The organism is Mesorhizobium sp. RCAM 06353, assembly GCF_059683585.1.
In genome coordinates this window covers 1,753,054-1,776,239 of the sequence record NZ_CM185031.1, presented here as the reverse complement: position 1 = coordinate 1,776,239, position 23,186 = coordinate 1,753,054, and the positions used below count along the sequence as shown (strand labels likewise).

At 60.4% G+C, this 23,186-nt stretch carries 23 protein-coding genes, 1 other RNA gene and 1 pseudogene; 10 read left to right on the top strand and 15 right to left on the bottom strand.

Annotated features, from left to right (window positions below):
- The first annotated feature begins 34 nt into the window (after window positions 1–34).
- Complete coding sequence (locus AC56QX_RS08270; RefSeq protein WP_497115133.1) at window positions 35–862, top strand: NAD(P)H-binding protein; 828 nt, start codon at window positions 35–37, stop codon at window positions 860–862.
- A 1-nt stretch (window position 863) separates the two neighbouring features.
- On the top strand, window positions 864–1,340 hold the full coding sequence (locus AC56QX_RS08265) for an anthrone oxygenase family protein (RefSeq protein ID WP_497115131.1): 477 nt from the start codon (window positions 864–866) through the stop codon (window positions 1,338–1,340).
- A gap of 30 nt (window positions 1,341–1,370) precedes the next feature.
- Here AC56QX_RS08265 and AC56QX_RS08260 read toward each other — a convergent pair whose 3' ends face one another.
- The 8 genes from AC56QX_RS08260 to ssrS all read right to left on the bottom strand — a co-directional run bounded on the left by AC56QX_RS08260 (window position 1,371) and on the right by ssrS (window position 6,660).
- Window positions 1,371–1,682, bottom strand: a complete 312-nt coding sequence (locus AC56QX_RS08260; RefSeq protein WP_497115129.1) for an Rdx family protein — start codon at window positions 1,680–1,682, stop codon at window positions 1,371–1,373.
- Window positions 1,679–2,434, bottom strand: a complete 756-nt coding sequence (locus tag AC56QX_RS08255) for an RDD family protein (RefSeq protein ID WP_497115127.1) — start codon at window positions 2,432–2,434, stop codon at window positions 1,679–1,681. The genes AC56QX_RS08260 and AC56QX_RS08255 overlap by 4 nt, the downstream gene beginning before the upstream one ends.
- A gap of 93 nt (window positions 2,435–2,527) precedes the next feature.
- Window positions 2,528–3,277 carry a YebC/PmpR family DNA-binding transcriptional regulator gene (locus AC56QX_RS08250; protein ID WP_497115125.1) on the bottom strand — a complete coding sequence of 250 codons (750 nt, stop codon included), beginning with the start codon at window positions 3,275–3,277 and terminating at the stop codon, window positions 2,528–2,530.
- A gap of 221 nt (window positions 3,278–3,498) precedes the next feature.
- Entirely contained in the window at window positions 3,499–4,266 is a 768-nt protein-coding gene (locus AC56QX_RS08245; protein WP_497115123.1) for a TerC family protein, read from the bottom strand.
- A gap of 68 nt (window positions 4,267–4,334) precedes the next feature.
- The gene (locus AC56QX_RS08240; protein ID WP_172222735.1) at window positions 4,335–5,159 is read right to left on the bottom strand and encodes a TIGR00282 family metallophosphoesterase; all 825 of its coding nucleotides are present in this window, start codon (window positions 5,157–5,159) and stop codon (window positions 4,335–4,337) included.
- A gap of 54 nt (window positions 5,160–5,213) precedes the next feature.
- Window positions 5,214–5,744, bottom strand: a complete 531-nt coding sequence (locus AC56QX_RS08235) for a DUF3592 domain-containing protein (RefSeq protein WP_497115121.1) — start codon at window positions 5,742–5,744, stop codon at window positions 5,214–5,216.
- Window positions 5,745–5,822: 78 nt separating this feature from the next.
- Window positions 5,823–6,407, bottom strand: a complete 585-nt coding sequence (locus tag AC56QX_RS08230) for a 5-formyltetrahydrofolate cyclo-ligase (protein WP_497115119.1) — start codon at window positions 6,405–6,407, stop codon at window positions 5,823–5,825.
- A 97-nt stretch (window positions 6,408–6,504) separates the two neighbouring features.
- Window positions 6,505–6,660, bottom strand: a non-coding RNA gene (gene ssrS / locus AC56QX_RS08225) — 6S RNA.
- Between the two features lie 136 nt (window positions 6,661–6,796).
- On the opposite strand from ssrS, the gene AC56QX_RS08220 reads away from it, so the two are divergent.
- The 5 genes from AC56QX_RS08220 (at window position 6,797) to msrB (ending at window position 10,694) form a co-directional block, all read left to right on the top strand.
- Window positions 6,797–7,636, top strand: a complete 840-nt coding sequence (locus AC56QX_RS08220; RefSeq protein ID WP_497115118.1) for an AAA family ATPase — start codon at window positions 6,797–6,799, stop codon at window positions 7,634–7,636.
- Window positions 7,637–7,727: 91 nt separating this feature from the next.
- Window positions 7,728–8,174, top strand: a complete 447-nt coding sequence (locus AC56QX_RS08215; RefSeq protein ID WP_497115116.1) for a GNAT family N-acetyltransferase — start codon at window positions 7,728–7,730, stop codon at window positions 8,172–8,174.
- Between the two features lie 8 nt (window positions 8,175–8,182).
- Window positions 8,183–9,373 carry a vWA domain-containing protein gene (locus tag AC56QX_RS08210; protein ID WP_497115114.1) on the top strand — a complete coding sequence of 397 codons (1,191 nt, stop codon included), beginning with the start codon at window positions 8,183–8,185 and terminating at the stop codon, window positions 9,371–9,373.
- A gap of 12 nt (window positions 9,374–9,385) precedes the next feature.
- The gene (locus AC56QX_RS08205; RefSeq protein WP_497115112.1) at window positions 9,386–10,183 is read left to right on the top strand and encodes an MBL fold metallo-hydrolase; all 798 of its coding nucleotides are present in this window, start codon (window positions 9,386–9,388) and stop codon (window positions 10,181–10,183) included.
- 106 nt (window positions 10,184–10,289) lie between these two features.
- Window positions 10,290–10,694, top strand: coding sequence for a peptide-methionine (R)-S-oxide reductase MsrB (gene msrB, locus AC56QX_RS08200; protein ID WP_013892492.1), 405 nt, complete (start codon window positions 10,290–10,292; stop codon window positions 10,692–10,694).
- A 67-nt stretch (window positions 10,695–10,761) separates the two neighbouring features.
- Here the strand turns inward: msrB and AC56QX_RS08195 are convergent, their stop codons facing one another.
- The 5 genes and pseudogenes from AC56QX_RS08195 to AC56QX_RS08175 all read right to left on the bottom strand — a co-directional run bounded on the left by AC56QX_RS08195 (window position 10,762) and on the right by AC56QX_RS08175 (window position 16,947).
- The gene (locus AC56QX_RS08195) at window positions 10,762–11,070 is read right to left on the bottom strand and encodes a hypothetical protein (protein WP_497115110.1); all 309 of its coding nucleotides are present in this window, start codon (window positions 11,068–11,070) and stop codon (window positions 10,762–10,764) included.
- 7 nt (window positions 11,071–11,077) lie between these two features.
- The gene (locus AC56QX_RS08190) at window positions 11,078–11,518 is read right to left on the bottom strand and encodes a hypothetical protein (RefSeq protein ID WP_497115108.1); all 441 of its coding nucleotides are present in this window, start codon (window positions 11,516–11,518) and stop codon (window positions 11,078–11,080) included.
- A 48-nt stretch (window positions 11,519–11,566) separates the two neighbouring features.
- Window positions 11,567–11,683: pseudogene (locus tag AC56QX_RS08185) on the bottom strand (DUF2312 domain-containing protein); the annotation flags it as partial.
- A gap of 240 nt (window positions 11,684–11,923) precedes the next feature.
- Window positions 11,924–15,781, bottom strand: a complete 3,858-nt coding sequence (locus AC56QX_RS08180) for a hypothetical protein (protein WP_497115106.1) — start codon at window positions 15,779–15,781, stop codon at window positions 11,924–11,926.
- A 1,022-nt stretch (window positions 15,782–16,803) separates the two neighbouring features.
- Entirely contained in the window at window positions 16,804–16,947 is a 144-nt protein-coding gene (locus tag AC56QX_RS08175) for a hypothetical protein (RefSeq protein WP_497115104.1), read from the bottom strand.
- Window positions 16,948–17,172: 225 nt separating this feature from the next.
- On the opposite strand from AC56QX_RS08175, the gene AC56QX_RS08170 reads away from it, so the two are divergent.
- Window positions 17,173–18,108, top strand: coding sequence for an XRE family transcriptional regulator (locus tag AC56QX_RS08170; RefSeq protein WP_497115102.1), 936 nt, complete (start codon window positions 17,173–17,175; stop codon window positions 18,106–18,108).
- 191 nt (window positions 18,109–18,299) lie between these two features.
- Entirely contained in the window at window positions 18,300–19,421 is a 1,122-nt protein-coding gene (locus AC56QX_RS08165) for a hypothetical protein (protein WP_497115100.1), read from the top strand.
- A gap of 195 nt (window positions 19,422–19,616) precedes the next feature.
- Here the strand turns inward: AC56QX_RS08165 and AC56QX_RS08160 are convergent, their stop codons facing one another.
- Together AC56QX_RS08160 and AC56QX_RS08155 are read right to left on the bottom strand one after the other, a co-directional pair.
- Window positions 19,617–19,976, bottom strand: coding sequence for a hypothetical protein (locus tag AC56QX_RS08160; RefSeq protein WP_497115099.1), 360 nt, complete (start codon window positions 19,974–19,976; stop codon window positions 19,617–19,619).
- Between the two features lie 710 nt (window positions 19,977–20,686).
- Window positions 20,687–21,796: a nucleotidyltransferase family protein gene (locus AC56QX_RS08155; RefSeq protein ID WP_497115097.1), complete on the bottom strand. Its 1,110-nt coding sequence runs from the start codon at window positions 21,794–21,796 to the stop codon at window positions 20,687–20,689.
- A gap of 427 nt (window positions 21,797–22,223) precedes the next feature.
- Between AC56QX_RS08155 and thyX the strand changes: the two genes are divergently transcribed.
- The gene (thyX, locus tag AC56QX_RS08150) at window positions 22,224–23,171 is read left to right on the top strand and encodes an FAD-dependent thymidylate synthase (RefSeq protein ID WP_497115096.1); all 948 of its coding nucleotides are present in this window, start codon (window positions 22,224–22,226) and stop codon (window positions 23,169–23,171) included.
- Window positions 23,172–23,186: the final 15 nt, after the last annotated feature.

Sequence of the window (23,186 nt, the reverse complement as noted above, 5' to 3'; positions counted from 1 at the left end):
TATTACTCATGTTTTGCAACAGAGGAAAACCACAATGACCGACACCAAACCAATTCTGATCCTTGGCGGCACCGGCAAGACCGGCCGCCGTCTCGCCGAACGGCTGACGGCCCGCGGCATTCCGGTACGGATCGGTTCCCGTTCCGCCGCGCCTCGTTTCGACTGGGAAGCTCCCGCAAGCTGGGCTCCCGCACTCGAGGGCGTCAGCGCGGTCTACATCAGCTACTATCCCGACATCGCCGTGCCGGGCGCCGCCGAAGTGATCGGTGCCTTCGCCCGCCTTGCCGTGCGGCATGGCGTTCGCCGGCTGGCGCTTTTGTCGGGCCGCGGCGAGCACGAGGCGCAGCGCGCCGAAGAGATGCTGAAGGCTTCCGGGGCCGACTGGACGATCCTGCGCTGCGCCTGGTTCTCGCAGAATTTCAGCGAAGGCTTTCTCGTCGAGCCGCTGCTGGCGGGCGAGGTCGCACTGCCGGTCGGACCGGTCGGCGAACCCTTTGTCGATGTCGACGACATCGCTGACGCCGCCGAAGCCGTGCTGACTGAGCCCGGTCATGTCGGCCAGCTCTATGAGCTCACGGGGCCGCGGCTGTTGAGCTTCACTGATGCGGTCGCCGAGATTGCCAAGGCGGCAGGACGCGACATCCGCTTTGTCAGAATTTCGCATGACGAGTTCACGGCTTCCGTCACGTCGCACGACCTGCCGCCCGAATTCGCCTGGCTGCTCAACGAGCTGTTCACCCAGGTGCTCGACGGCCGCAACGAGTCGCTCGCCGACGGCGTCCAGCGCGTGCTCGGCCGTGCACCGAAAGACTTCTCAACCTATGCAACCGAAACAGCCGCTAGCGGCATCTGGAGCAACTGAGATGATCAAGCTTCTTCCTGCCCTCACCATCATTGCCGCCATCGGCTCAGGCGTCGTCGGCGGCGTGTTCTTCGCCTTTTCCAACTTCGTCATGGCAGCGCTTGCCCGGCTGCCTGTCCCGCAAGGCATCGCGGCGATGAATTCGATCAACATCACGGTGATCACGCCGACCTTCATGACGGCGCTCTTCGGCACCGGACTGCTCTGTCTGGTGCTTATCGCCGCCGCCATCATGGGCTGGAGCCAGTCCGGCTCGTACTGGCTGCTTGCCGGTGCGGTGGTCTACGTGATCGGCAACCCGATCGTGACCATGGTTTTCAACGTACCGCTCAACGATGCACTTGCCGCCGTCGACCCGGCCAGCAGCAACAGCGCCGCCGTGTGGGCGAACCATCTGAGCCAATGGGTGATGTGGAACCACGTCCGTACCATCACCGCCGTCATGGCGATGGCCTGCTTTATCTTCGCATTGCTCTAAGGAGGCCTTCCAAAACGCAAGGGACTCCGCTCAGGCGGGGTCTTTCTGCGTGTGGCCCTTGCGGTCGGAATGACCGAGATCGCGATCCGGGTCGATCACGTCACGCACCAGCTGCTTGAGTTTTGCCGCGTCCGGAAAGCCACCGTCGCGCTTGCGGTCCCAGACCAGCACCTCATTGCAGGAGATGGTGAAGATGCCGCCGGTGCCGGGCACCAGCGTCACTTCGCCAAGATCGGTGCCGAAGGTGGAGAGCAGCTCCTGCGCCATCCAGCCGGCACGCAGCAGCCACTGGCACTGCGTGCAATAGGTGATGACGATCCGAGGTTTCTCAAAAAGGCTCATTCATGTGTCTCGCGAGTGCGAACGGTTGTGCCGGCGATTCGATCATGGATCGGCTCATGGCCCAACGCTATCGAAATTCCGATCCAGAGCGGCCAGATCAAAGCCAAGGTAGTAACGATTTCCAGCCAGAAATAGCTCGGCGCAGGTGTCGGAACGCCCCTCCAGGTCTGAAAGGCGGACCAGGCTCCCGTCAGTACGAGGGGGAAAGCGCCGAGAAACTTGATAAGCTGTCGATGAAACGCCTTTTGTAATGGCAGGCCTCTCCTTTGCCAGTGATCCTGGTCATACACGACGAGCACCAAAGCCCGCTTGCCGACTGATTGGCCAAAGGCCATCTCCATGACAAGAAGATAGATCGCCAGAGCGGGTAACTGGAGTAAACCCTGATCCAATGTTGTAAGTCGAAACGTCTCCTCCGAACCAACTTTGATTGAAACCGTCTCTGACTTTGCAAGCTGGGCCATCTTCGCTTTTTCGACTGCCCAATCGGCAACTGGAACGTCGAAGTTATAAGATTTGCACACTTGCCGACGTTCGGGCAACAGACCGCCATGCACCTTGCCCGACCTGCATATTTCTACGAAGTGATCCTTCACCCCACCGCCGGCCACCAGGAACAGGCCAGCAACCAGAAAATAGAGGGGTATCATCACGACAAGGTAGTCGATGACCAAAGCGAGGAACCGACGCCATATGCCACCCCGGCGAGGCCAAGCCATCGCAGTGGCAACTTCAGGCCTGTCGCCAGTCATCTCCCCTCCCGCCGACAACTCACTGAGCTATACGTTGGGTGGGGAGTCCTTGACTATGGTGTTCCTCTACACTTCCGCGTGACGGTCAGAAGCTCACGCCGCGCTAAGCTTGGCCAAGGTCTCGTCGTCGACTTCGAAGTTGGCGTAGACGCTTTGTACGTCATCGTCATCCTCGAGCGTGGCGACAAGCTTCATCAGCGATTGAGCCCTTTCCTCGTCGACCGGAACATTGTTCTGCGGCCGCCAGATCAGCTTCACCGATTCCGCCTCGCCAAGCGAGCTTTCCAGTGCTTTCGACACCTCACCGAGATTCTCGAAGGCGCAATAGATCGTGTGGCCTTCCTCGTCGGTTTCCACGTCGTCGGCGCCGGCTTCGATCGCCGCGTCCATGACCTTGTCGGCGCTGCCGGCCGATGCCGGATAATAGATTTCGCCTACACGGTCCCACATGAAGGACACCGAGCCGGTTTCGCCCATCGCGCCGCCGGCCTTGGTGAAGGCCGCGCGCACATTCGACGCCGAGCGGTTGCGGTTGTCGGTCAGCGCCTCGACGATGACGGCGACGCCGCCTGGGCCATAGCCTTCATAGCGCACAGCTTCATAGTTTTCCGCATCGCCCATCGAGGCCTTGTTGACGGCGCGCTGGATGTTGTCCTTCGGCATCGACACGGCCTTGGCGTTCTGGATCGCCAGCCGCAGGCGTGGGTTCATCGATGGGTCGGGCGTGCCGCTCTTGGCGGCGACGGTGATTTCGCGCGCCAGCTTGGAAAACATTTTCGACCGCACCGCGTCCTGACGGCCCTTGCGGTGCATAATGTTCTTGAACTGTGAATGGCCAGCCATGGCACCCCTGTCGTCTTCTCGGCTAGAGCATTCTGCAGCCAGGTGGATCACCTCGCCTTTGCAAAAAATGCTCGAATTCAAAATCTCAGAGCGCCGGAGGTGCAACCCGCGGAAGCACGGCATTCTCTGTCGGAATGGCCGGCTTATAGATAAATCGGCTCAATTCGTCCAGCCGCGCCGTGCGGGGCGCGGTTGGTCATGATGATCCCGCTGCCGATCGCTCAATGCCCGTCGCTGGGCCTCGCCTTCTTGCGCTGCCGCGCCAGCATGTTGAGCCCTTCGACCAGGGCCGAAAAACCCATCGCCGCGTAGATGTAGCCCTTGGGCACGTGATAGCCCATGCCGTCGGCGATCAGCGTCATGCCGATCATCAGCAGGAAGCCCAGCGCCAGCATGACGATGCTGGGGTTCTTGGCGATGAAGTTGGCCAGCGGCCCTGCCGCCAGCATCATCACGGTGACGGCCACGATCACGGCGATGTACATGATGGCGATCTCGTCGGTCATGCCGACGGCGGTGATGATGGAATCGATCGAGAAGACGAGGTCGAGCAGCAGGATCTGGAAGATCGCGCCGGCAAGGCTGATCTGCAGCGTCCCGCCCAGCATCGTGTCCTGATGGTCGTCGGGATCGACGGTGTGATGGATCTCCTTGGTCGCCTTCCAGACCAGGAACAGGCCGCCGGCGATCAGGATCAGGTCGCGCCAAGAGAAGCCATGGCCGAATGCGGTGAAGACCGGCGTCGTCAGCTGGACGATGATCGAGATGGTGGCGAGCAGCACCAGCCGCATGACCAGCGCCGCCGAGATGCCGAGCCGGCGGGCGCGGGCCCGCTGCGCTTCCGGCAGCTTGTTGGTCAGGATCGAGATGAAGATCAGATTGTCGATGCCGAGCACGATCTCCAGCACCACCAGCGTCAGCAAAGCGACCCAGGCTGTCGGGTCGGATACAAAATGAAAATGCGGCGCCAGAAACTCAATGAGCTGCATGGAGGTCGTCCCCTACGATCTAGAGCAGTGTCGCCGGCAGTTAGGTACTACAAACCTCTATATCAATGTCACGACCAGAAAGATGGAGCCGTTTCTTCCAATCGCGGCCCGCGACGAAACGGCGCGATCTTCTCGGTCAGTCCGGTACGATCGGAAATATTGACACCAACCCCACACAATGTCGCCGGTCCGGTCGCAGCCTCGAAACGCCCCTTAGGCACTTTCGACAGGAACCGGTTGAGCGGCTCCTCCTTGTCCATGCCGAGCGAGGAATCGTAGTCGCCGCACATGCCGGCATCGGACAGATAGCCGGTGCCGCCATTGAGGATCTGGTGGTCGGCGGTCGGCTGGTGGGTGTGGGTGCCGACGACCAGGCTGGCGCGGCCATCGACGAAATGCGCGAAACACATCTTTTCCGACGTTGCCTCGGCATGGAAGTCGATCACCACCGCATCCGCCTGCTCGCCGAGCGGACAGGCGGCAAGCTCACGCTCGCCGGCCTGGAACGGATCGTCGAGCTCGGGATGCATGAACACCCGGCCCATGATGTTGGCGACCAGCACCCTCGCCCCGCCCCTCGATATGTAGACGCCGGAGCCGCGCCCGGGCGTGCCCTTGGGAAAGTTGGAGGGACGCAGGAAGCGCTCTTCGCGTGGCGCGAAGGCGAGCGCGTCGCGCTGGTCCCAGACATGGTTGCCGGTGGTGACAACATCGGCGCCGGCCGCGATGGTCTCGCGAAAGATCTCTTCGGTGATGCCGAAACCGCCGGCAGCATTCTCGCCATTGACGATGACGAAATCGAGTTTGAAATCCGAGATCAGACCAGGCAGTTGTTCCCAAACCGCCGTGCGTCCCGTCTTGCCAACCATGTCGCCGAGGAAAAGAAGTCTCATATCCACTTCTATTCCAGAGCCATGGACGCTAGGCAAGCGGTAGTACGGCTGGCCCTAACGCCGGCCGAAAGTGGCGCGCGGCGGCTGGGGTGGTTTTGCGCCCGCACCCAATGCGCCGACGGACGATGGCGTCATCGGCAATGTCGGCGGCGCGTTCCGTCCGCGCAACCAGAAGAACCAGATGTAGAAGACGATGAACCCGCCGGTAACGGCAAGGAGCAGCAATCCGCCGCGCCAGCCTTTCATCGCAGCGGTATCGAGCTTCGATGGATCGGCAGGGTTGTAATACATCTCTACCTTGTCGCCCACGGCTGCCTTGTAGAGACCGATGATCTTTCCCTTGCCGGACCAGCCCATCGGCGCGTCGTTGGCGACATAGGTGACGGCGACATCGATGCCGTCCGTGGTGAGGCCGTTTTCCTGCTTTTCACTGTAGGGACTGACGGAAATTACGGTGGCAACCGTCTGATTCCAGGCGGCTTGATGATGCACGGAGGTTCTGATGACGTGCAATGCCATCGCCAACAGTGTCACCGCGATCAAGACGAACGGCATCAGCAGGAAGCGTGCAAAGACAAAAGCCATGGTTGCCATCGGCCCGGACTGTATTGCAGGAACGCTATCCGATATATCTTGGAAACCCGTTAAGCAGATCGCGATCTTTTAAGCGATGCCGAAGCGGCGCAACCCGCTCTCGGTGAGTATTTCCGGGATGACCACGTCATGGTTCTCGTCCGGAACCTGCGGAACTTCCTGGCAGTCGAAGGCGATGCCGATCAATCGGGGCGCATGCCCCTTGTCGACAAGCTTCGCGATCGCGCGGTCGTAGTAGCCGGCGCCGTAGCCGATGCGGTGACCACGCGCGTCGAACGCGGCAAGCGGCACCAGCATCACCTCTGGATCAAGCACCTCGGCCTCTTCATGCGGCCCGACGGTGCCAAAACCCATGTCGACCATCGGCGCGCCACGCACCAGCTCGCGAAAGACGATCGTGGTCTTGTCGAGAATGGCAGGCAGGCAAAGCCTGGCGCCCTTTTCACGCAAGGCAAACATCAATGGCCTGACGTCGACTTCCGAACGCATCGGCCAGAAGCCGGAGACGATCTGACCGGGCTCGATGGTGAGATGATCGCGCGCCGTCTCGGCCATTTCGAGCGCTACTTCGACCCGCCAGAATTCATCGAGCGCATCGCGGCGCCCAAGCGCCTCGAGCCGCAGCTGTTTTTTCAGGTCTTTGAGAGATGTCATGCGCGGACGATAGAAAAGGCCGGATATGGATGGCGTTTTGGGAGCGACGTTTTCTACCGCATGATCCACCGAAATGCGTGGATACAGGGGCAAGAAGTGACGATCCACACAACCGGTGGAGAGAGCGATCCCGGGAACCTACAAAGTAGGTGGGCGCCGTGTGAGAAAACCCACGGGTCTTCCCAGGGACAGCTCCCTAAGGATCGTTAAGGCCCCGGGGAAAATGTTCTCCTGCCGGGAAGCACAGACCGTCCCCCCCAATATAGGCCGCTCATCAGTCAAGCGCCAGTGATGCAGACAGTCTCGGCGGCTTTATTCGCCACCCGCGTCGCACCCTTGCACAGGCCGGTCGGCGTCCTTACGCTCATGACGTGAACCAAGGAGCAAAAATGCGTTTCGAAGGCACGGCGGCCTATGTCGCCGACAAGGATCTGATGGTGGCCGTCAACGCGGCGATCGCACTGGAGCGGCCCTTGCTGGTCAAGGGTGAGCCCGGCACCGGCAAGACCGAACTTGCCCGCCAGGTGGCATCGGCACTTGGACTCGATCTCATCGAATGGCACGTCAAATCGACCACCAGGGCGCAACAGGGCCTTTACGAGTACGACGCCGTCTCGCGGCTGCGCGACAGCCAGCTCGGCGACAGCAGGTTCAACGACATCAAGAACTACATCAAGCGCGGCAAGCTATGGGAGGCGTTCGCGGCGGGCAAGAAGGTCGTGCTGCTCATCGACGAGATCGACAAGGCCGACATCGAATTCCCCAACGACCTGCTGCAGGAACTCGATCGGATGGAGTTCTTCGTCTACGAGACCGGCGAGACCATCCGCGCTGCTATCAGGCCCATCGTCATCATCACCTCCAACAACGAGAAGGAACTGCCGGACGCCTTCCTGCGCCGCTGCTTCTTCCACTACATCCGCTTTCCCGACGTCGACACCCTGCACAGGATTGTCGACGTCCACTATCCCGGCATCAAACAGAATTTGGTGCGGGCGGCCCTCACCCAGTTCTACGAGATCCGTGACGTGCCGGGCCTGAAGAAGAAGCCGTCGACCTCCGAGGCGCTCGACTGGATCCGCCTGCTCGTCGCCGACGACATCGCGCCCGAGGATCTGCGCGCCGATCCGAAGAATGCACTGCCCAAACTGCATGGCGCGTTGCTGAAGAACGAACAGGACGTGCACCTGTTCGAGCGGCTGGCCTTCATGGCCAGAAGGCAGCAATAGCCAGGCAGCAGTAGCGCTTTTCCCGCTGTGGACCGTTGCTGCCGGCCAGACAGGAAGGCAGCTTCGGCCGCAACCCTTCGGAGGAGATGAAATGTCTGAGATTATTGTCCGCCCGCTCGCACAGTCCGACCACGCCGACTGGAAGCGCCTATGGACCGACTATCTGACCTTCTACGAGACCAAGCTGCCAGAAGAAGTCTACGCCGTCACCTGGAAGCGGTTGTTCACGGCGGGTGAATTCGAGCCGAAGGGTTTTATCGCCACCGTCGACGGCAAGGCTGTCGGCCTCACCCACTATCTCTACCACCGCTCCGGCTGGTCGGAGAAAAACAACTGCTACCTGCAGGACCTGTTCGCCGACCCGGACGTGCGGGGCAAGGGCATCGGCGCAGCGCTGATCAAGGCGGTGAAGGACGCTGCGGAAAAAATCGGCGTCAAGAACGTCTACTGGATGACGCACGAGACCAACACCACCGCACGCAAGCTCTACGACCATGTGGCGCGCCGCACCGGCTTCATCGAGTATGATCTGCTGTAGATAGAAAAATGTTCATCCCCTTCTTCCTCGAACTGAAGGCCGCGCGTGTTCCCGTTTCGCTCCGGGAATATCTGTCGCTGCTGGAGGGGCTGGAGGCCGGGCTGGTCGACTACGACGTCGAAGGTTTTTATTACCTGGCCCGCGCCGCTCTGGTGAAGGACGAGCGCCATATCGACCGCTTCGACCAGGTGTTCGCGCATGTATTCAAGGGCATCGAGGCGCTTGGCGGGCCGGATGCGGTCGACGTCGCCAATATTCCCGAGGAATGGCTGCGCCGGCTCGCCGAAAAGCACCTGACCGAGGAAGAGAAAAAGCTGGTCGAGGCGCTTGGCGGTTTCGAGAAGCTGATGGAGACCTTGAAGCAGCGGCTCGAGGAGCAGAAGGGCCGCCACCAGGGCGGCTCGAAATGGATCGGCACCGGCGGCACCTCGCCCTTCGGCGCCTATGGCTACAATCCCGAAGGCGTGCGCATCGGCCAGCACGAAAGCCGCAACCGCCGCGCGGTAAAGGTCTGGGACAAGCGCGAGTTCAAAAACTTCGACGATGCCGTCGAGCTCGGCACCCGTAACATCAAGATCGCGCTAAAACGGCTGCGCCGCTGGGTGCGCGAAGGCGCCGAGGAAGAATTCGACCTGCCCGGCACCATCCACGCCACCGCCGAACATGGCTATCTCGACGTGCAGACGCGGCCCGAACGGCGCAATGCCGTGAAGCTTTTGATGTTCTTCGACGTCGGCGGCTCGATGGACGACCACATCAAGAGCGTCGAGGAACTGTTTTCGGCGGCCCGTGCCGAATTCCGCCAGCTCGAATATTTTTACTTCCACAACTGCCTCTACGAGGGCGTGTGGAAGGACAACCGGCGCCGCCATGCCGAGGTGATTCCGACCTTCGACCTCCTCCACAAATACGGCCCGGACTACAAAGTGATCGTCGTCGGTGACGCCTCGATGAGCCCCTACGAGATTGCGCACCCCGGCGGATCGGTCGAGCACTGGAATCCGGAGGCCGGCGCCGTCTGGGTCGGCCGCCTGCTGCAGCAATGGCCGAATGCGGTATGGCTGAATCCCGAGAGCGAAAAGAACTGGGGTTACACCCACTCGATCGCGATGATCCGCGACATTTTTGGCGGCCGCATGTTCCCGCTGACGCTGGCCGGGCTCGAAGCCGCGACCAAGCAGCTTTCCAGAAAGCATTGAAAGACCGATCCGATGACCTGCTTCCTCTGCCTGCAGTGCGGCGTCCAGTTCGCGGCGACGAAGACACCGCCGCAACATTGCCCGATCTGCGAGGATGAGCGGCAATTTGTGCGCTGGGAGGGCCAGGCCTGGATCACACAGCAAGAGCTCTCTGCCGGGCATAGACTTGTGATGAGGGATGATGCCGGTGTGCTTGCCTTCGGCATCGAGCCGCGCTTCGCCATCGGCCAGCGGGCACAGCTGGTGCAGACGCCGCACGGCAATGTGCTGTGGGACTGCGTCTCGCTGGTCAGCGACGAGGCGATAGCAGAGATAAACCGTCGCGGCGGTCTGGCGGCCATCGCCATCTCGCACTGCCACTTCTATTCGGCGATGGCCGAATGGAGTGAGGCCTTCGGCGGCGTGCCGATGTATCTCCATGCCGATGACCGCCAATGGATCATGCGGCCGCATCCCTCGATCGTCAGTTGGGAGGGCGAAACTCTTGTCATCAACCCGTCCCTGACACTCATCCGTTGCGGCGGCCATTTTGCCGGCAGCCAGGTGCTGCACTGGCAGCGCGATGGCGGCAACGCGCTGCTGACCGGCGACACCGTCCAGGTGACGCCGACGCGCCGCCATGTCAGCTTCATGTACAGCTATCCCAACCAGATACCGCTCAACGCGGCGGCCGTGCGCCGCATCGCGGCAGCACTTGAACCATTCGACTTCGACGACATCCGCGGCGCATGGTGGGACCTGAACATCATCGGCGGCGGGAAGAAGTCGTTCGCCACTTCGGTCGCCCGCTATCTCGCGGCGATCGTCTGAGGAAGACGGCACGATTGAAAATGTGGGCAAATCCGTAACAAATGCCTATGTTGGAGCGAATATCCGGTTGCAATCAACAACGAGCCGCCAAGGCTGAGGAGATCATATGGACACCCACACCTACCCCGTCACCCGCACCGACGCCGAATGGCGCGCCCGGCTTACGCCGGAGCAATATGCGGTCATGCGCGGCCACGGCACCGAGCGGCCGGGAAGCTGCGCCTTGCTCTACGAGAAGCGCGCCGGCACATTTTCCTGCGTCGGCTGCGACCAGCCGTTGTTCGAATCCAAGCTGAAGTTCGAGAGCGGCACCGGCTGGCCGAGCTTCAACGATCCGGTGCCCGGCTCGGTCGAGAACACCATCGACCGCAGCTACGGCATGGTCCGCACCGAATGCCACTGCGCCCGCTGCGGCAGCCATCTCGGCCACGTCTTCGAGGACGGCCCGCCGCCGACCGGCCTGCGCTACTGCATCAACGGCGTCGCGCTGAAATTCGAGCCGGCGGCCTGATCGGCATCGTGTAACTTTCAGCAAGGGGCGGCTTCGGCCGCCCTTTTTCGTGCTGCGTTCGGCCCGTTCAGACCGCCACCGTGGCGACGAGCCAGAGCGCCGAGCCCAACAGCATCAGCGAGGCCTTGGCGCCCGATTGTTCTGCCGTCCGCCAGACCGCGATAGTGAGAAAGATGTTGTAGGGCACCGGTGCGAAATGCACCGCCAGCACGAAGCCGAGCGGCATCTTCAGTCCAAGCAGGATCAGTGCTGCCGCGGACGAAGCAACGTTGATCCCCGTCCCAACCAGCATCATGTCGCGCCAGAACAGCCGGTCGATCGGCACCTGGCCAAGCCAACGCGAGCGGAAGAAGGACCTGACGCCTTCCAGGGACACCAGCGCCCTACCCCTGCCCAAGCACTTCGGTGACGGCGCGCTCGACACGCGAACACTCCGTCACCAGCCAGTCGGTCATGGCAGGCCAATTGTCCTCGGCATAGCAGTTGACCCGCCACATCGAATTGATGCCGAGGCCCTCGCAGCTTTGGTCCGGCCTGAGTTTCAGCCTGTCTTCGATGGCTGGCTGGAACGGCTTCAGCCGCGACCAGCTTTGCGTGGCGCCGAACTTCTCGTTGCGGCCGAAGAAGACGCCAACATGGTTCTGCGCCGGCGCGACATACATGGAAAGGACCAAGGCGAAGTCGGGCAGCCCGCGCTGCCAGAACCAGGGTCCGCGCCGCGCCAGCCGGGCTCTTTCTTCCGGATGCCGCTCAGCGAACAGCGTCCAGAAGCCGCGATGGCGGAATTCCGAGGCGCGGCGACCGCCAAAGTCGAATTCGCTCATGGTTCAAACCGTATCTCCGGCCACCGCAAGGGTACCGGGCGGTTAATCTTAGACCATTCCGAGCGCGGCCATATATAGATCGAGGATGGCGTCCTCTTCCTGGCGCTCGGCTTGGTCTTTCTTACGCAGCCGGATGATGGTGCGGATCGCCTTGGTGTCGAAGCCTTTTCGCCCCCACACGAATCTGTCGCCCACCTCCCAAGCCTTCCATCCCCTCAAACCCAAGCGCCCTACCGGATTCCATCTAGGCACCATCTCGTCTAGGCAGCACCGACATAGGAGTGCGGGGGGCGGCGCGTAACTCAATAACGCTGTAGCCGCCCCCCGCATGCACGGGCCGTTAGCGCGCATCTCATCGTCGAAGCACCTTGTCTTCGACCGGACATACTCGGAATGGCTGCATCGCTACTGCTTCCCTGCACGCGCGGGGGAGCGGGCACTGGCCAGCGAGAGTTCCGGGTTGCCGAACACGGTCATCGCCAACCCGCGCGCGGGATCTTGCGCGAAGCGTTGGTCGACGACCTGGTTCGCAATGAAGTTTGCCTCAATCAGTGTCGCTCCCGAATTCCAGCGTTCGAGGAATGCTGGCAGCCAATGTGACGGAACACGAGCATCGAGCGGCCAAGGCGACGCTATTACCGCCGAACAGCCTCGGTCGACAATCTGCTTCGCCAGCCCAAGCGTCGTGTTCGCGGCTGGATGCTTGTCCGTACGCCCTCCGCTGCATACGAAGAGGATCACGACACCGATGTTGCGTAGGGCGTTGGCGAGATCGGCAGCAGTGACCCGAAGGATGCCCTCGTCCGATACGACCTGGAAGTAGCGGCCTTCTGGATGTACGCCACCGTGCGCGGTTACCACGGCCAAGGTCGCTCCGGCGAACGCTCCCGGCAGCACCGAACCGTTTTCAACCGTGAACCCGTACTGTTCAAAGGTCGGCTGGAGTCTTTCTGCGATCATCTGCAGTGTTTGGCTGTCGCCGCGGGCGGCAGTCGAGATCCACGCACACATCCGACCGTCGCCTAAGAAGGCAGCCTCGCGGGCGCGCCCGAGCCAAGCCAGCGAGGGTGTTGCCGCCATCGGTCTAGTCCGCCCAGCGAACTCACCGTCGACAAAAAGTAGATTCGGCGGAAAGGTTTGGAACCCCGTGTCGGCGGCAATAACGACGGGCCCGTCCGGCAGCTGCGAAAGCCGCAGGTCGGCCGTGGATGTGTAAAACAGGTTGGCGGTGTTTTCGTCGATGCCGTAGGCATAAGGAAACTTGACCGCCCACCGCTTCAATCGCTCCTCAAGTATGATATCGGCAGGCTCCCTGGCAGGCTGGCCAAGCTCACCTCCAGTAGTGGCTAGACGCACAAGACGGCCAATCTCGTCGAAGCCCACTTGAACCACGCTGAGCCCAGCACGAGAGATGGCGCGCGCGATCTCGGCCGTCTCTCCAATAGTCGCCGGGGCTGGCGGCGGCACGGCGGCCTCGTCCCATCCTGGCAATGCCACGCCACGATCGGCGAGCAAGTCGAGGACGAATGCCGCACCTTCAGGGCTCTTGAGCAAATCTTCCCCCGCAAGCGCTCGTCCGGCTGCGATCGCCAGATTTCGCATATCAAAACCGACATCGTCGGAGTAGCGGGCCGGGCCGAGCGCTCGCATGACCGAGAACAAGTCCTCGGCGGTGGGCCTCGCAGCAGACATGGTAGCGACCAGGTCGCCGAATGAGCCTCTGGCACCCCGTTGCAACTCGTCGAATGTCTCATCGGCCTCAGGCGGAACCGCGAGCCCTCGCAGACGCGCGGTGCGTAGCAGCTGCCCAAGAAGCGCCCCAGCAGGCGCTGTATGCCCGCGATGGCGAAGCACGTCACGTCCGTTCGCGACGACATCGACCAGCAGGGCCGTCAACGTCGCGTTTACATCTTCTGCAATCCGCAATCTCATCTGCCGAAGCTGCAACTCGAGCGTGTCAAGTTCATGCCCATAGCGATCGCGCAGCCCCATGCGCTCGAGCACGCTCCGAGCTTTGTCGATCACGATCCGAGCGTGGTCATGAAGTCCACAATCCCGGAAAAGTCGCGCGACGCCGGTGATTTCCTGATAGATTTCTTCCTCGTCGCCACCGTCATCGGCTGCCAGCGTGCAAGCGATCGCCAACAGCCCTTCGATGGAATTCCCTCCGCGTGCGTAGACATCGGCCATCGCGAACCAACCCAAGCGTCGGCGCCGCGCGCTCGCGGCGCAGTTGATGAGCGCCTGTTCAGCCAAGTCCCGCGCCTGTTGAATATCGCCTGCGCTCGCGAGCTTGCCGGCGACAAGGCGGATGAGGCGCAGGTCGTAGTCCGGATCGCTGGAATGCGGGGCAACCGATGCCCCGAACGCCAACCAGGTCAGCATGGCGCTCGTGTCTTCGAATGTGCCAGGCGGTGCGTAAGTGAGGTAATCCGAGACGGCCGAAACCACTTCGTCGGCGGGCTCCGTAAGAAGCTCTGATGGAAGCACCGAGCGGCCGATCACCAGCGGTTCTTCGGCCTTCATCCAGTTGAAAGCGGCCGTCAGAAACGGTTTGCGCTCCATCAGCCAGTCCATGTCGGCTTTTCCCGGGGAGGCGCTCTTCCGAAGCTCGATCGGACGGGACGCGAGCTGAAGCACCAGCACCGCCATCAAGGTCAATCCTGCTGTTCCGGCGACGGCGGGCTGCATGAGCTCGACAAGACCCACGCGTAGCGCTCGATTGTCAGGGTTCGCAGCCAGCCGCTCGATGAGTTCTAGTACCGCAGCCTGGAAACGATCGCGCGGTACAGCCCATCCGTCACCCTTACTGGAGGCCAGCAGCAGCGCTTCGAGTGTGTCAAGGAGCAGTCGTTCCCCACGTTCTGATAGCTCCGACACCGAAGGAAGAGGCATCACAAGGTCGAACGCGTGGACCAAGAGCTTTCGCGCGAGCGCGTCGCCAACGCTCGCCATGCGGTAAGCTTCTGCTAGGGCTTCGTCGCGACCAGCCGCCGCAATCAGCGCCAGATAGTCCGGCACCGACTGACCAGAGAAATGACGGTCCAGGGCTTCGTAGAACGCTGCACGCCGGTCATCGCCGAGCTTCTGCCGCGCGAAGCTCGCCGCGCCGGCATAGTCCCGAGCGCGCACCAGCTGTCTGAACTGCCGACGCTGTAAGCTCGCACTGCCGGGAAAGAGCGCTCCAAGACGAGCAGCAGTCCTTGCTTCGATGTCGGTTAAGTTGCCGTCGCGTGCCGTTGCTAAGGCGCTTTCCAAATCCTCTCGATTGTCTAGCCCATCGATGATCGGCATCAGTAGCTCTTCCGCCAGCCGCGAGGCATTGGCATCTTGGGCGACGCGGGCAAGTTTGACTCGTGAACCCGCATCCAGCTCAGACTCCATCGGCAACAATTCACGGATGGCCTGCAGCGCATGCTCCAAATGCCCGGCGCGGTAGAGGAGCTGGATACGCAGGAAGGCCTTTTGTCTGTCGAGCGACGGCGGCAGTGCTTCGACATCCCGCAAGGCCTGACCCAGCCTGCCCTGCCGGATCCATGCGTCCCATTGATCAACGTGCTTGGACAAGACCGTCTCTGGATCCTCGGCGCTGTCCGAGCCCATTACGCCACAACCGTCGACTGTCAGAAGCAAGTCGAACAGCTCCTTGCGACGAGGGCTGAGCTCATCGGCATCGAGCGCCACATAGAGCGCCTTTTCCTTAGCCAACCGAGTCGCTGCGGTAGCTAGTGCGTGCAGCTGCGGAGCCCAAACGTCTTCAGGCTGCAGCGGGGTCACCGCGCCTGGTGCCACGTAAGACTCGATTCCATCGTCTCGGTAGCTGGCAGCCTCCGTGACGATGACGGCCGTTCGTTCGCCCTGCTCTGCGATGATGTCGAGCACCGAACTATGGTGCCGATCTGCGCAGACCAGCACATTCATTCGCGCCTTCAGGGCAGCAACTTCGCGGGGCTCAAGCTGACGCTTTGCCAATACTTCGAAGCTCTCGACGAACTGGGCCCAAACGGTCTCAACCGCACCCGATCGATCCGTACCTGGCGGCACCAGCACGACGAAATGACGGACGGCCAACCGCCCCTCTTGGTCGACTAAACCCGTCAACACCGCCGCCATCATACCAGCACGGGCGATTGGCACTCCGGAATCGAGATTGTAGATGTCAGAGCCGCCGAAGACGTTCGGGTAGCGAGCGATGAAGGCCTGGATTTCGCGTGCCACGGCCACGTGATCGCTACGCTGAACGCTTACGGATTCTTCTTCCATCCTGCCTCATTTCTCCACAAACTCGCTCGCGAAGCCTCGCTCTCCAGGTTGGCACCTTCAGAACTTAGCGGAACTTTTCATCCGATCTTTGCGCATCTCCGACTGTGCAATATGTTTGTCAACACGTGTGTCGCCACCAAGAATTTCGACAGTTAAAATCCCTGTCCACATCATCTCGAAACCCCACCAGCTTGACTTTGATAGGCCCCGCCCGGCTCGATGAGTGAGAACGCATCGCGGCCAAGAGCCCGCTTCCCTGAGGAGTCCGAAGTGCCGCAGTGTCGTCTCAGCAGTGTCGTCTCAATTGTGGTCGCCGAAGTATCTAAGTTGGTGGGCCGCGGCGCTTTGCGGTGACACCGGATGCTTCGCAGGGGCTCCTTAGGACGCTGGCATTGCCAAGTGAACGTCTGCCATCGAGGGTAGGGAGGTACGCCCCTCAATGAAGTCTACGACATGGGCAGATGGTTTGCGGCTGGCAAAGCCGCCTGGGATAGCCCGCATGAAATCTTCGATGAGTTGTAGGCGGTTCCACTTCAAGTCCCCGGGCTTGCAACAGTCCGCGTACGGCAAGGTTTCCGACCCGCAGCCGCACAGCTCATCGTCTCTGCACTCGCTGAGGCGATAGTGGACCTGCAGGGCAAGCGGACTCCCAATCAGCGCATACTGCTTGCCGGGCCACAATCCGGAAATCTCAAGAAACAATTGCCGCGCTGCCCATACAGTATAGAGGTCGAGCAGGGTCCGGAGATCGCCGCCGTCGGTCCATGCTCCGTCGTTAGGCGCGAAGGCGCAAACCGTACCGTCCTGGAAGTTGGTGTGGCGGGGACCGATCCACCTGGGCGGATTGTCGGTCTCGGTCCAGAATCCCCACGCCCGGGGGCCAGGTCCTGGCTGATAGGGTAGCGCTACAAGAAAAGTGGCTTCTCGCGTCAAGCCCGGGAGGATCGAGCTTTTGACGAGAAGCCACAGGCCGTCTTTGTCGGGGTATGTCGCCAATGTCGGATACGCCTCGCCGACGAGTCTCAATTGGCTTTCGTAGGCTTGCTGAAGGTCGCGGCCGACCCGTGATGCGGGACTGGACGGCCGTGATCCACCGGGCGGCCCTTGCCGTCGGGCGGTCCTTTGCCGTGGTCGGGCTGCGGGTCTTCTCTCTCTTTGTCGTTCATCTGCACTTTCCTTTTTCGTTTCGTGATCAACGGAGATCACACCATCCGTATGCACCCGGAGTGACCCGTTCGTGTTCAGGGCCGCGCCGATCTGCCGCAACAAAGATTCGGTCGCCGGCGCCAAAGCGACTTCCCTTGGAATCGGTGATGTGCGAGTCTGTGTCACCCGCACAGGCTGCGCCCATCTGCGTTGCCGTGTCAAGGCGTGTCATTCGCACAGGCAAGATGCTTTCATTCGAAGAAAAGTTAGTCCAAGCCGTAAAGAAGAAGCGCGAGGCCGAAGGGCTGAGTATCCGCGGCTTATCGACCGCCGTGGGAGTGAGCTTTTCCACGCTTGCCCGGATCGAGCGGGGCGAGGGTCAGCCAGATAACAATTCCAAGATTCGACTGCTTCAATGGCTCGGCCTGTATGCAGAAGAGGCCGGCCTTAGATTCGACAACGTGGCGTTGGTCCATTTTCGTGCTGGACGAAACGTTCAGTCTGGCACAGTTCGAATGCTTTTGCAGGCTGCCGACTGCCTTCGCCAATCGTTGGGAAGCGTAAGTTCCGTCGGTGATGAAAGCGAAATCGCGAACCATGACGCCGTGGCGCTCTCGAAGGAGGAGCTAGAGGAGACTGCAGAGCGGTTCCGCGCGGACCTTGGCTTGGAAAAAGATGCGCCCCTCGATAGCCTTCGTCTTGAGGTTGAGGACATCGCTATCGTCCCACTGTCCAAGAATAATTACGTCGACGCGCGAACCGTCAAGCACCTGAAGAGCAGTGCTAGCGTCGAATGGTCAGCGATGAGCGTGCCGCTGGATTTGGAAAATGATCGGTGGGCCGTCCTTCTGAACGATAGCCACACTGTGGAGCGCCAGCGTGTCACCGTGCTCGAAGAGTATTGGCACATCCTGCTGGGGCATAAGCTCACCAAAATTAGCAAGGTGGCCGAGGCGTTCGGCCGAACCTACGACGCGACCGAAGAGCACGATGCCTACTATCTCGCCTCCGCATCCCTGCTGCCAAGAGCCGCCGTTATTAAAGCCGTGTCCCAGAACCTCTCGTCGGGCCAAATTGCCGGGAAGTTTGGTACATCGTCCGAACTGGTAGAATACCGGATCAAGCGGCTCGGACTGTGGCGTGAGTACACTGGCAAGCAGATTAAACTAACTCCGGGCTGAAAATAGAGGCCGTCGGCCGCAGCCCCCTTCGATCAGTCGTCAGGCACCGCTGTGGAGCGGCCGCCGAAGTAGCGACGGCTTGAACCTGCCGCCGATTTTCCGATACCTGTTCCAAATGGCGTTTTTGACCTGCATGCTGATACGATCAGGCGAGGAGCGGAGCTTTCAGCAACACACGGAACTGAATATTCATGACTTCGGATGTCGAAGCAGCTCCTAGTGCCGGCGGAACGTTCCTATTCAAAGAGAGCGATGGGCCCAATGGCGGTCCCGGCAGAACGATCAGCTTCGCTGGCGTCGATATTCAGCCGCGGAGCTACGCGGAACTTGTAGCCGCGTCCTCCAATCTGCCAATTACGATCCAGCTCGATATGTACAACGGGGAAATCCTTCACACCGATTTCAACGGCATCGATCCGGGCACGGTGGTCCACGTCAGTACCACTCTTGAGAGCCGTTTCACCTCGCGAGCGATCGGGCTTGTGGAAGGCGGATGGCTGCCGTCGGCGCTGGCAACGATCAAGGCCGACTCCATAATTCTGGTCGACCGTAATGTCGTAACCGAAATCGTGAGCCGGTTTGAGGGCGGCGTGAAGAAGGGCCGCGAGCCTGATTTCCTCGACCTGTTCGAAGACAGCCCCATCCGCATCAATCCGATGCTCTGCGCTCTCGAGGGCAACAGCCGTCGAATCCCCGATCCCGATGAGGCCAAAGCGCAGATCGACGAAGCGGTCAAGAAGCTGAGACGGGCCTTGCCCAAGGCCGAAATCGTCGTGGGAACCAAGAGTCTGGAAGGAGCGCTCGGCCTGATCGAAGACACCCGCGCGAGCTTCCACCGAAAAAATGCCATGTTACTTGAGCTTGCGCCAACGCTTTGTGCACCGACTAGTCGCAAAAACGTCGCGGCCCGCATCGCGGCTGTGTTTGAGGCAGCAGACCGGTTCGACGTATCACGAAAATCTTTGCTGGTTCTCGCGATCGCAAGTTCGATTGCGGTACCGAACGGGTGCAGCCCTACCTTCACACTGTTGAACTTGCGACCCGGCTACTCAAGTGAGAACGCATACAACGCTCTTTCAGATCTGCGGTCGCTCGAGATCCTCATCCATCTATTTGCGCGATTTCCCGGCGAGATCGTGCAACTTTGCACGGCGGACCGCGACCTGGCGTTGCTGTGGTGCGGAATGCAGGCATCCGACTTCCAGGCGGTCGGTCGCGGTGTCGCTTTTGATATCGCGCCGGTCGAGGCGCTGCTTCCGCGCGGTGCCTTGGAGATCTGGCACAACGCTGTACGCACCGATCCGATTTCTTGAGGTCGTTAGTGATCGTGGTACTGGCAGCACGCTGACTTCTCGCATGCTCTACCGCGCTTGAAATCGGTTCACAGCACCCGTCCGTCGCCGGAATCACCGACTCGAAGGCATCGACGAACACAACCGGGTTGGCTCCGCCGTCGGAACCGTCGCGTGGATGGATTTAAAAGCGTAGCCAAGGTCTCGGTTTCGACCTCAGAAGTAATCGTAGGGATTGATATCATGTTGGTAGAGTTCGGCACGCACGAATGCTCGCACTCCCTCGCTCGAATCGAAAGACCAGGAGGGAACCCCCACTAAGCCTTTCTTGTCGAGTTGCCCGCCCACCCGGATGCGGTAGACAGTCCAGTAGCCTACACTGCCGTCTTGCCATGTCTCCTCATCAAACTTCGCGACGAGACTCTCGCTGCGGACTTTGAAGCGGTGTTCGGCCGGGAAATCGACCCCGCGCACCATCAGCGTGTCGTCCACCTGCGCTTGCATTTCTTGCCCTTTCTTGTCATCGCTTTCGACGACTGCATCGAATATATTGTTTATGATACGGCTGGCATGCACACGCCCCGCAATGCCTCGTAAAAACGTTGGTCTAAAGCAGACACGGCGTCAACCGTTATCAAGTTGATACACGGATCAATGTCCAAGAATCATGCTGAAGTTATCCATGTGTAGTTTTATGTATGGAAATATTTACTTCCCATTAAGTGAAATCGGAATTCAACGAAAGTTTCCTTGCGTTCCAAGGTCGGGGGCGACACCGGGCCCGACTACATTGGGCCCGTGGTCACCATGTCGTTGGCATAGATCTGCTGGGAGCCGAGAAACGTAAGGAGACCTCGCCTTGGCACCACAGCCGACGCGCTACCTTTGCCTCCAGCCAATGAAACAGTGCCGAACTGCTCACTCGCGCTTTGTTGCGCGTGGCGGACCCGCGCGACTAGGCGACGACGATGCTGGAAACCCATCGGGTTGAAGGCGCTAACCGAGATTTCGGTTATGAGCACTCCGCCAATAAGCAGGGCTTCGGGTGACCGTCCCCAAGTTTCGATCCAGCAGGCGAAGACGATGTCTGCGCCAAGCCCAAGGTGTGCGTCGACATGAATTTCGACGATGCGATCGCACTGACGGGCCAGGCACTCGAACCCGAGCGTCTTCCCCCTTCGTAAGCACGATAGCTGCCCGCACCAGAAGGGCCGAGCCGAGGCGACGGACCGCGTTCGACGACGACGTGGTTTCCGGTCCCGTCACATAGTCGACAGGTTGGCCATCTATGGCTTAGGCAGGCCGCCTGTCAGTCCGAAGTCCTCTGGAGATTCGCCAATCTCGATCAAGCCTTGCCGAAGTCCATCTTCCATAAGGCTGCGCTTGTTCTCCCCGACGTAAGACAGGCCGGCGGTTATTCCTTCGCGCCAGGAAGGGCCGCGACTCCATGCTTCCGCGAAAACCATTCCGAGGTCTCCGTGGCGTCGGGTTTGAACCAAGGCTTCGAAGAGAGATACAGCCTGCGCCGTATCTTTTTCTCGCTTGGTGTAGCCGGAAGCATCGTTCCGTCGCCGTGAACTAACGATCAGCTTGTGGACCGCATACCTCTCCGGTGCAGGGACCACAACGGGGACACCGCTTTTGTGGAGCATAACAGTGCGCACCGGATCCCGAATGAGGAAGTCGAGGAACCTGAGGGGCTGGGCTGCGGCCCCGCCGAGCGCTGGCATTTTTGTGGCGCGACCTGAATATTCGTCGCTTCCTGTGTTTGGAGTCAAAAACTCGACCTTGAACTTTTTCGCATTTTCGAACTGGGTGCTGGACCTGCCATCCGATTGGTGCGGGATGTCGCGAAACGTCGGATCGATCTTCTTGAGAACTTCCAATATCGGGGGAAGGCTGTCTTCGACGGCGGCGGAAATAGAATGGAACTGGGCGAAATCGGCATCGCCGGTCTGCATGGCCGTCGAAGGGAGACGGACTCCGAGGAGGCCTGAATAGCACTGATAGGCGACGGTCCCGACTAAAACGGCCCTGAGCCTGAACAGGCCAACATTCGAAAGCGCTTCCACAACGTCGCCTGTAAACCGCTCCGGGGAAGGCAAGTAGGCGTTTCTGACCAAAGTCGAAACCAGTTTGCGGCGGCTCTTAAGGTCATTCTTTAGCTCGTTGAACTTCGCAACCCGGCTGTTTATCTCTTCGTCGGAACACGGGCCGACGTATTTCCTGAAGGGCTTTCCGTCGACTTCAGTCTGGAAATACCAGAACTCCAGGTTTTTTGCCTTCTGCTTCACGAAAAGCCCGTCAGGCGAAAAGTCGGAGGTAAAGGCAGCGTCGAAGGTCCGCTGATCGAGTTCGGCGAACATGGTTCTGTAAACGAGATCGATCTCTTTCATGCAAGAATCTCCGGTTGTACATTTTTCGCAATTTATGTACAACCGTACAATTCAAGTCAGCAGGATTCAAGCGGTTGTAAAGTTTTTGCAGAAAGTTTACAACCGCGCTTCGTTAGGTCTGAGCGGGAGGCAGGCGGATCTCGTCGGACGGGGGCCCGATTCAAAACAAAGTCGCTTCGGGAATGGCGAACCAAGGTTCTCGATCTGCCATCGGAGGATGCCAGTCCGCTCCCCTGGCCGAGATCGCCAAGCGGGACGAATTTTGTCAAACTCGCCTGGAATGACCGGGGCGTTATGGGTCTATCGACGAAAACTCCTTCGAGGTCATCGAGTCTCGAGCGACTTTCTTTCAGCATATGTCACAACGCCCCTTTCATCTGCTGGCCTGCCCGCGATAAGGGAGGCTTGCTTTTGCAGGAGGCGAAATTTGGCCAAGTTGACCGCAGACCAGACGGCCGAGATCGAGTCGCTACGCTCGACTTCATCCAGCACTCTCCGCCCTGTGTCTCCCGGCCTCGAGCATTTGCTGCACAAGGCGTTTCCCGTCCTTAACCACGGCGTGATCCGCGTCGTTGACTATATGGGCAACGACGACGCGATCGTGCAGGCTGCGCGCGTTTCCTACGGTCGCGGCACGAAGCGGGTTCAGGAGGATGCCGGACTTATCAACTACCTGCTGCGCCATTGGCACACGACACCGTTCGAGATGGCGGAGATCAAGTTTCATGTGAAGCTGCCGATCTTCGTCGCGCGGCAATGGATTCGTCACCGGACGGCGAGCGTAAACGAGTATTCAGCCCGCTATTCGGTGCTCGACAAGGAATTCTACATCCCGGAGCCGGAGCATCTGGCTGCTCAGTCGACTTCGAACAGACAGGGCCGGGGCGCTGTCTTACAGGGAGATGAGGCCGCAGAAGTGCTGGCGTTACTGCGCCGCGATGCCGAGCAGGCCTACGACGACTACATGACCATGCTGAACGACGCGTCGAATTCTGGCCATGACGCTGACCGATCAGGCTTGGCGCGCGAACTAGCGCGAATGAACCTGTCGTTGAACTTTTACACCCAGTGGTACTGGAAGACCGACTTACACAATCTCATGAATTTCCTGCGCCTGAGGGCAGATGCGCATGCCCAATACGAGATCCGAGCATATGCGGACATCATGATGGACATTATGGCTGCATGGGTTCCGCTGGCCCATGCAGCATTTTTGGAGTACCGCCTGGGGGCGGTTCAGCTCTCAGCTTCGGCCGTAAAGGCTGTCCGCAGGATGATCGCGGGCGAGGGCGTCACCCAGCAGGACAGCGGGCTGACCGCCCGGGAATGGCAGGAAGTTGCCTCAGTTCTGCAGCTCGGAGACATCGCCAAGTAATTGCGGGGCGGAACG

Excerpts from the sequence above, each read along its gene's own strand:
- AC56QX_RS08240 (WP_172222735.1), bottom strand. The coding sequence starts at position 5,159 with ATGAGACTTCTTTTCCTCGGCGACATGGTTGGCAAGACGGGACGCACG.
- AC56QX_RS08165 (WP_497115100.1), top strand. The coding sequence starts at position 18,300 with ATGACTTCGGATGTCGAAGCAGCTCCTAGTGCCGGCGGAACGTTCCTA.
- AC56QX_RS08175 (WP_497115104.1), bottom strand. The coding sequence starts at position 16,947 with ATGAACGACAAAGAGAGAGAAGACCCGCAGCCCGACCACGGCAAAGGA.
- AC56QX_RS08250 (WP_497115125.1), bottom strand. The coding sequence starts at position 3,277 with ATGGCTGGCCATTCACAGTTCAAGAACATTATGCACCGCAAGGGCCGT.
- AC56QX_RS08210 (WP_497115114.1), top strand. The coding sequence starts at position 8,183 with ATGTTCATCCCCTTCTTCCTCGAACTGAAGGCCGCGCGTGTTCCCGTT.
- AC56QX_RS08180 (WP_497115106.1), bottom strand. The coding sequence starts at position 15,781 with ATGGAAGAAGAATCCGTAAGCGTTCAGCGTAGCGATCACGTGGCCGTG.
- AC56QX_RS08170 (WP_497115102.1), top strand. The coding sequence starts at position 17,173 with ATGCTTTCATTCGAAGAAAAGTTAGTCCAAGCCGTAAAGAAGAAGCGC.
- AC56QX_RS08245 (WP_497115123.1), bottom strand. The coding sequence starts at position 4,266 with ATGCAGCTCATTGAGTTTCTGGCGCCGCATTTTCATTTTGTATCCGAC.
- msrB (WP_013892492.1), top strand. The coding sequence starts at position 10,290 with ATGGACACCCACACCTACCCCGTCACCCGCACCGACGCCGAATGGCGC.
- AC56QX_RS08205 (WP_497115112.1), top strand. The coding sequence starts at position 9,386 with ATGACCTGCTTCCTCTGCCTGCAGTGCGGCGTCCAGTTCGCGGCGACG.
- AC56QX_RS08270 (WP_497115133.1), top strand. The coding sequence starts at position 35 with ATGACCGACACCAAACCAATTCTGATCCTTGGCGGCACCGGCAAGACC.
- AC56QX_RS08220 (WP_497115118.1), top strand. The coding sequence starts at position 6,797 with ATGCGTTTCGAAGGCACGGCGGCCTATGTCGCCGACAAGGATCTGATG.
- AC56QX_RS08230 (WP_497115119.1), bottom strand. The coding sequence starts at position 6,407 with ATGACATCTCTCAAAGACCTGAAAAAACAGCTGCGGCTCGAGGCGCTT.
- AC56QX_RS08235 (WP_497115121.1), bottom strand. The coding sequence starts at position 5,744 with ATGGCTTTTGTCTTTGCACGCTTCCTGCTGATGCCGTTCGTCTTGATC.
- AC56QX_RS08255 (WP_497115127.1), bottom strand. The coding sequence starts at position 2,434 with ATGACTGGCGACAGGCCTGAAGTTGCCACTGCGATGGCTTGGCCTCGC.
- AC56QX_RS08155 (WP_497115097.1), bottom strand. The coding sequence starts at position 21,796 with ATGAAAGAGATCGATCTCGTTTACAGAACCATGTTCGCCGAACTCGAT.
- AC56QX_RS08265 (WP_497115131.1), top strand. The coding sequence starts at position 864 with ATGATCAAGCTTCTTCCTGCCCTCACCATCATTGCCGCCATCGGCTCA.
- AC56QX_RS08190 (WP_497115108.1), bottom strand. The coding sequence starts at position 11,518 with ATGAGCGAATTCGACTTTGGCGGTCGCCGCGCCTCGGAATTCCGCCAT.
- AC56QX_RS08215 (WP_497115116.1), top strand. The coding sequence starts at position 7,728 with ATGTCTGAGATTATTGTCCGCCCGCTCGCACAGTCCGACCACGCCGAC.
- AC56QX_RS08260 (WP_497115129.1), bottom strand. The coding sequence starts at position 1,682 with ATGAGCCTTTTTGAGAAACCTCGGATCGTCATCACCTATTGCACGCAG.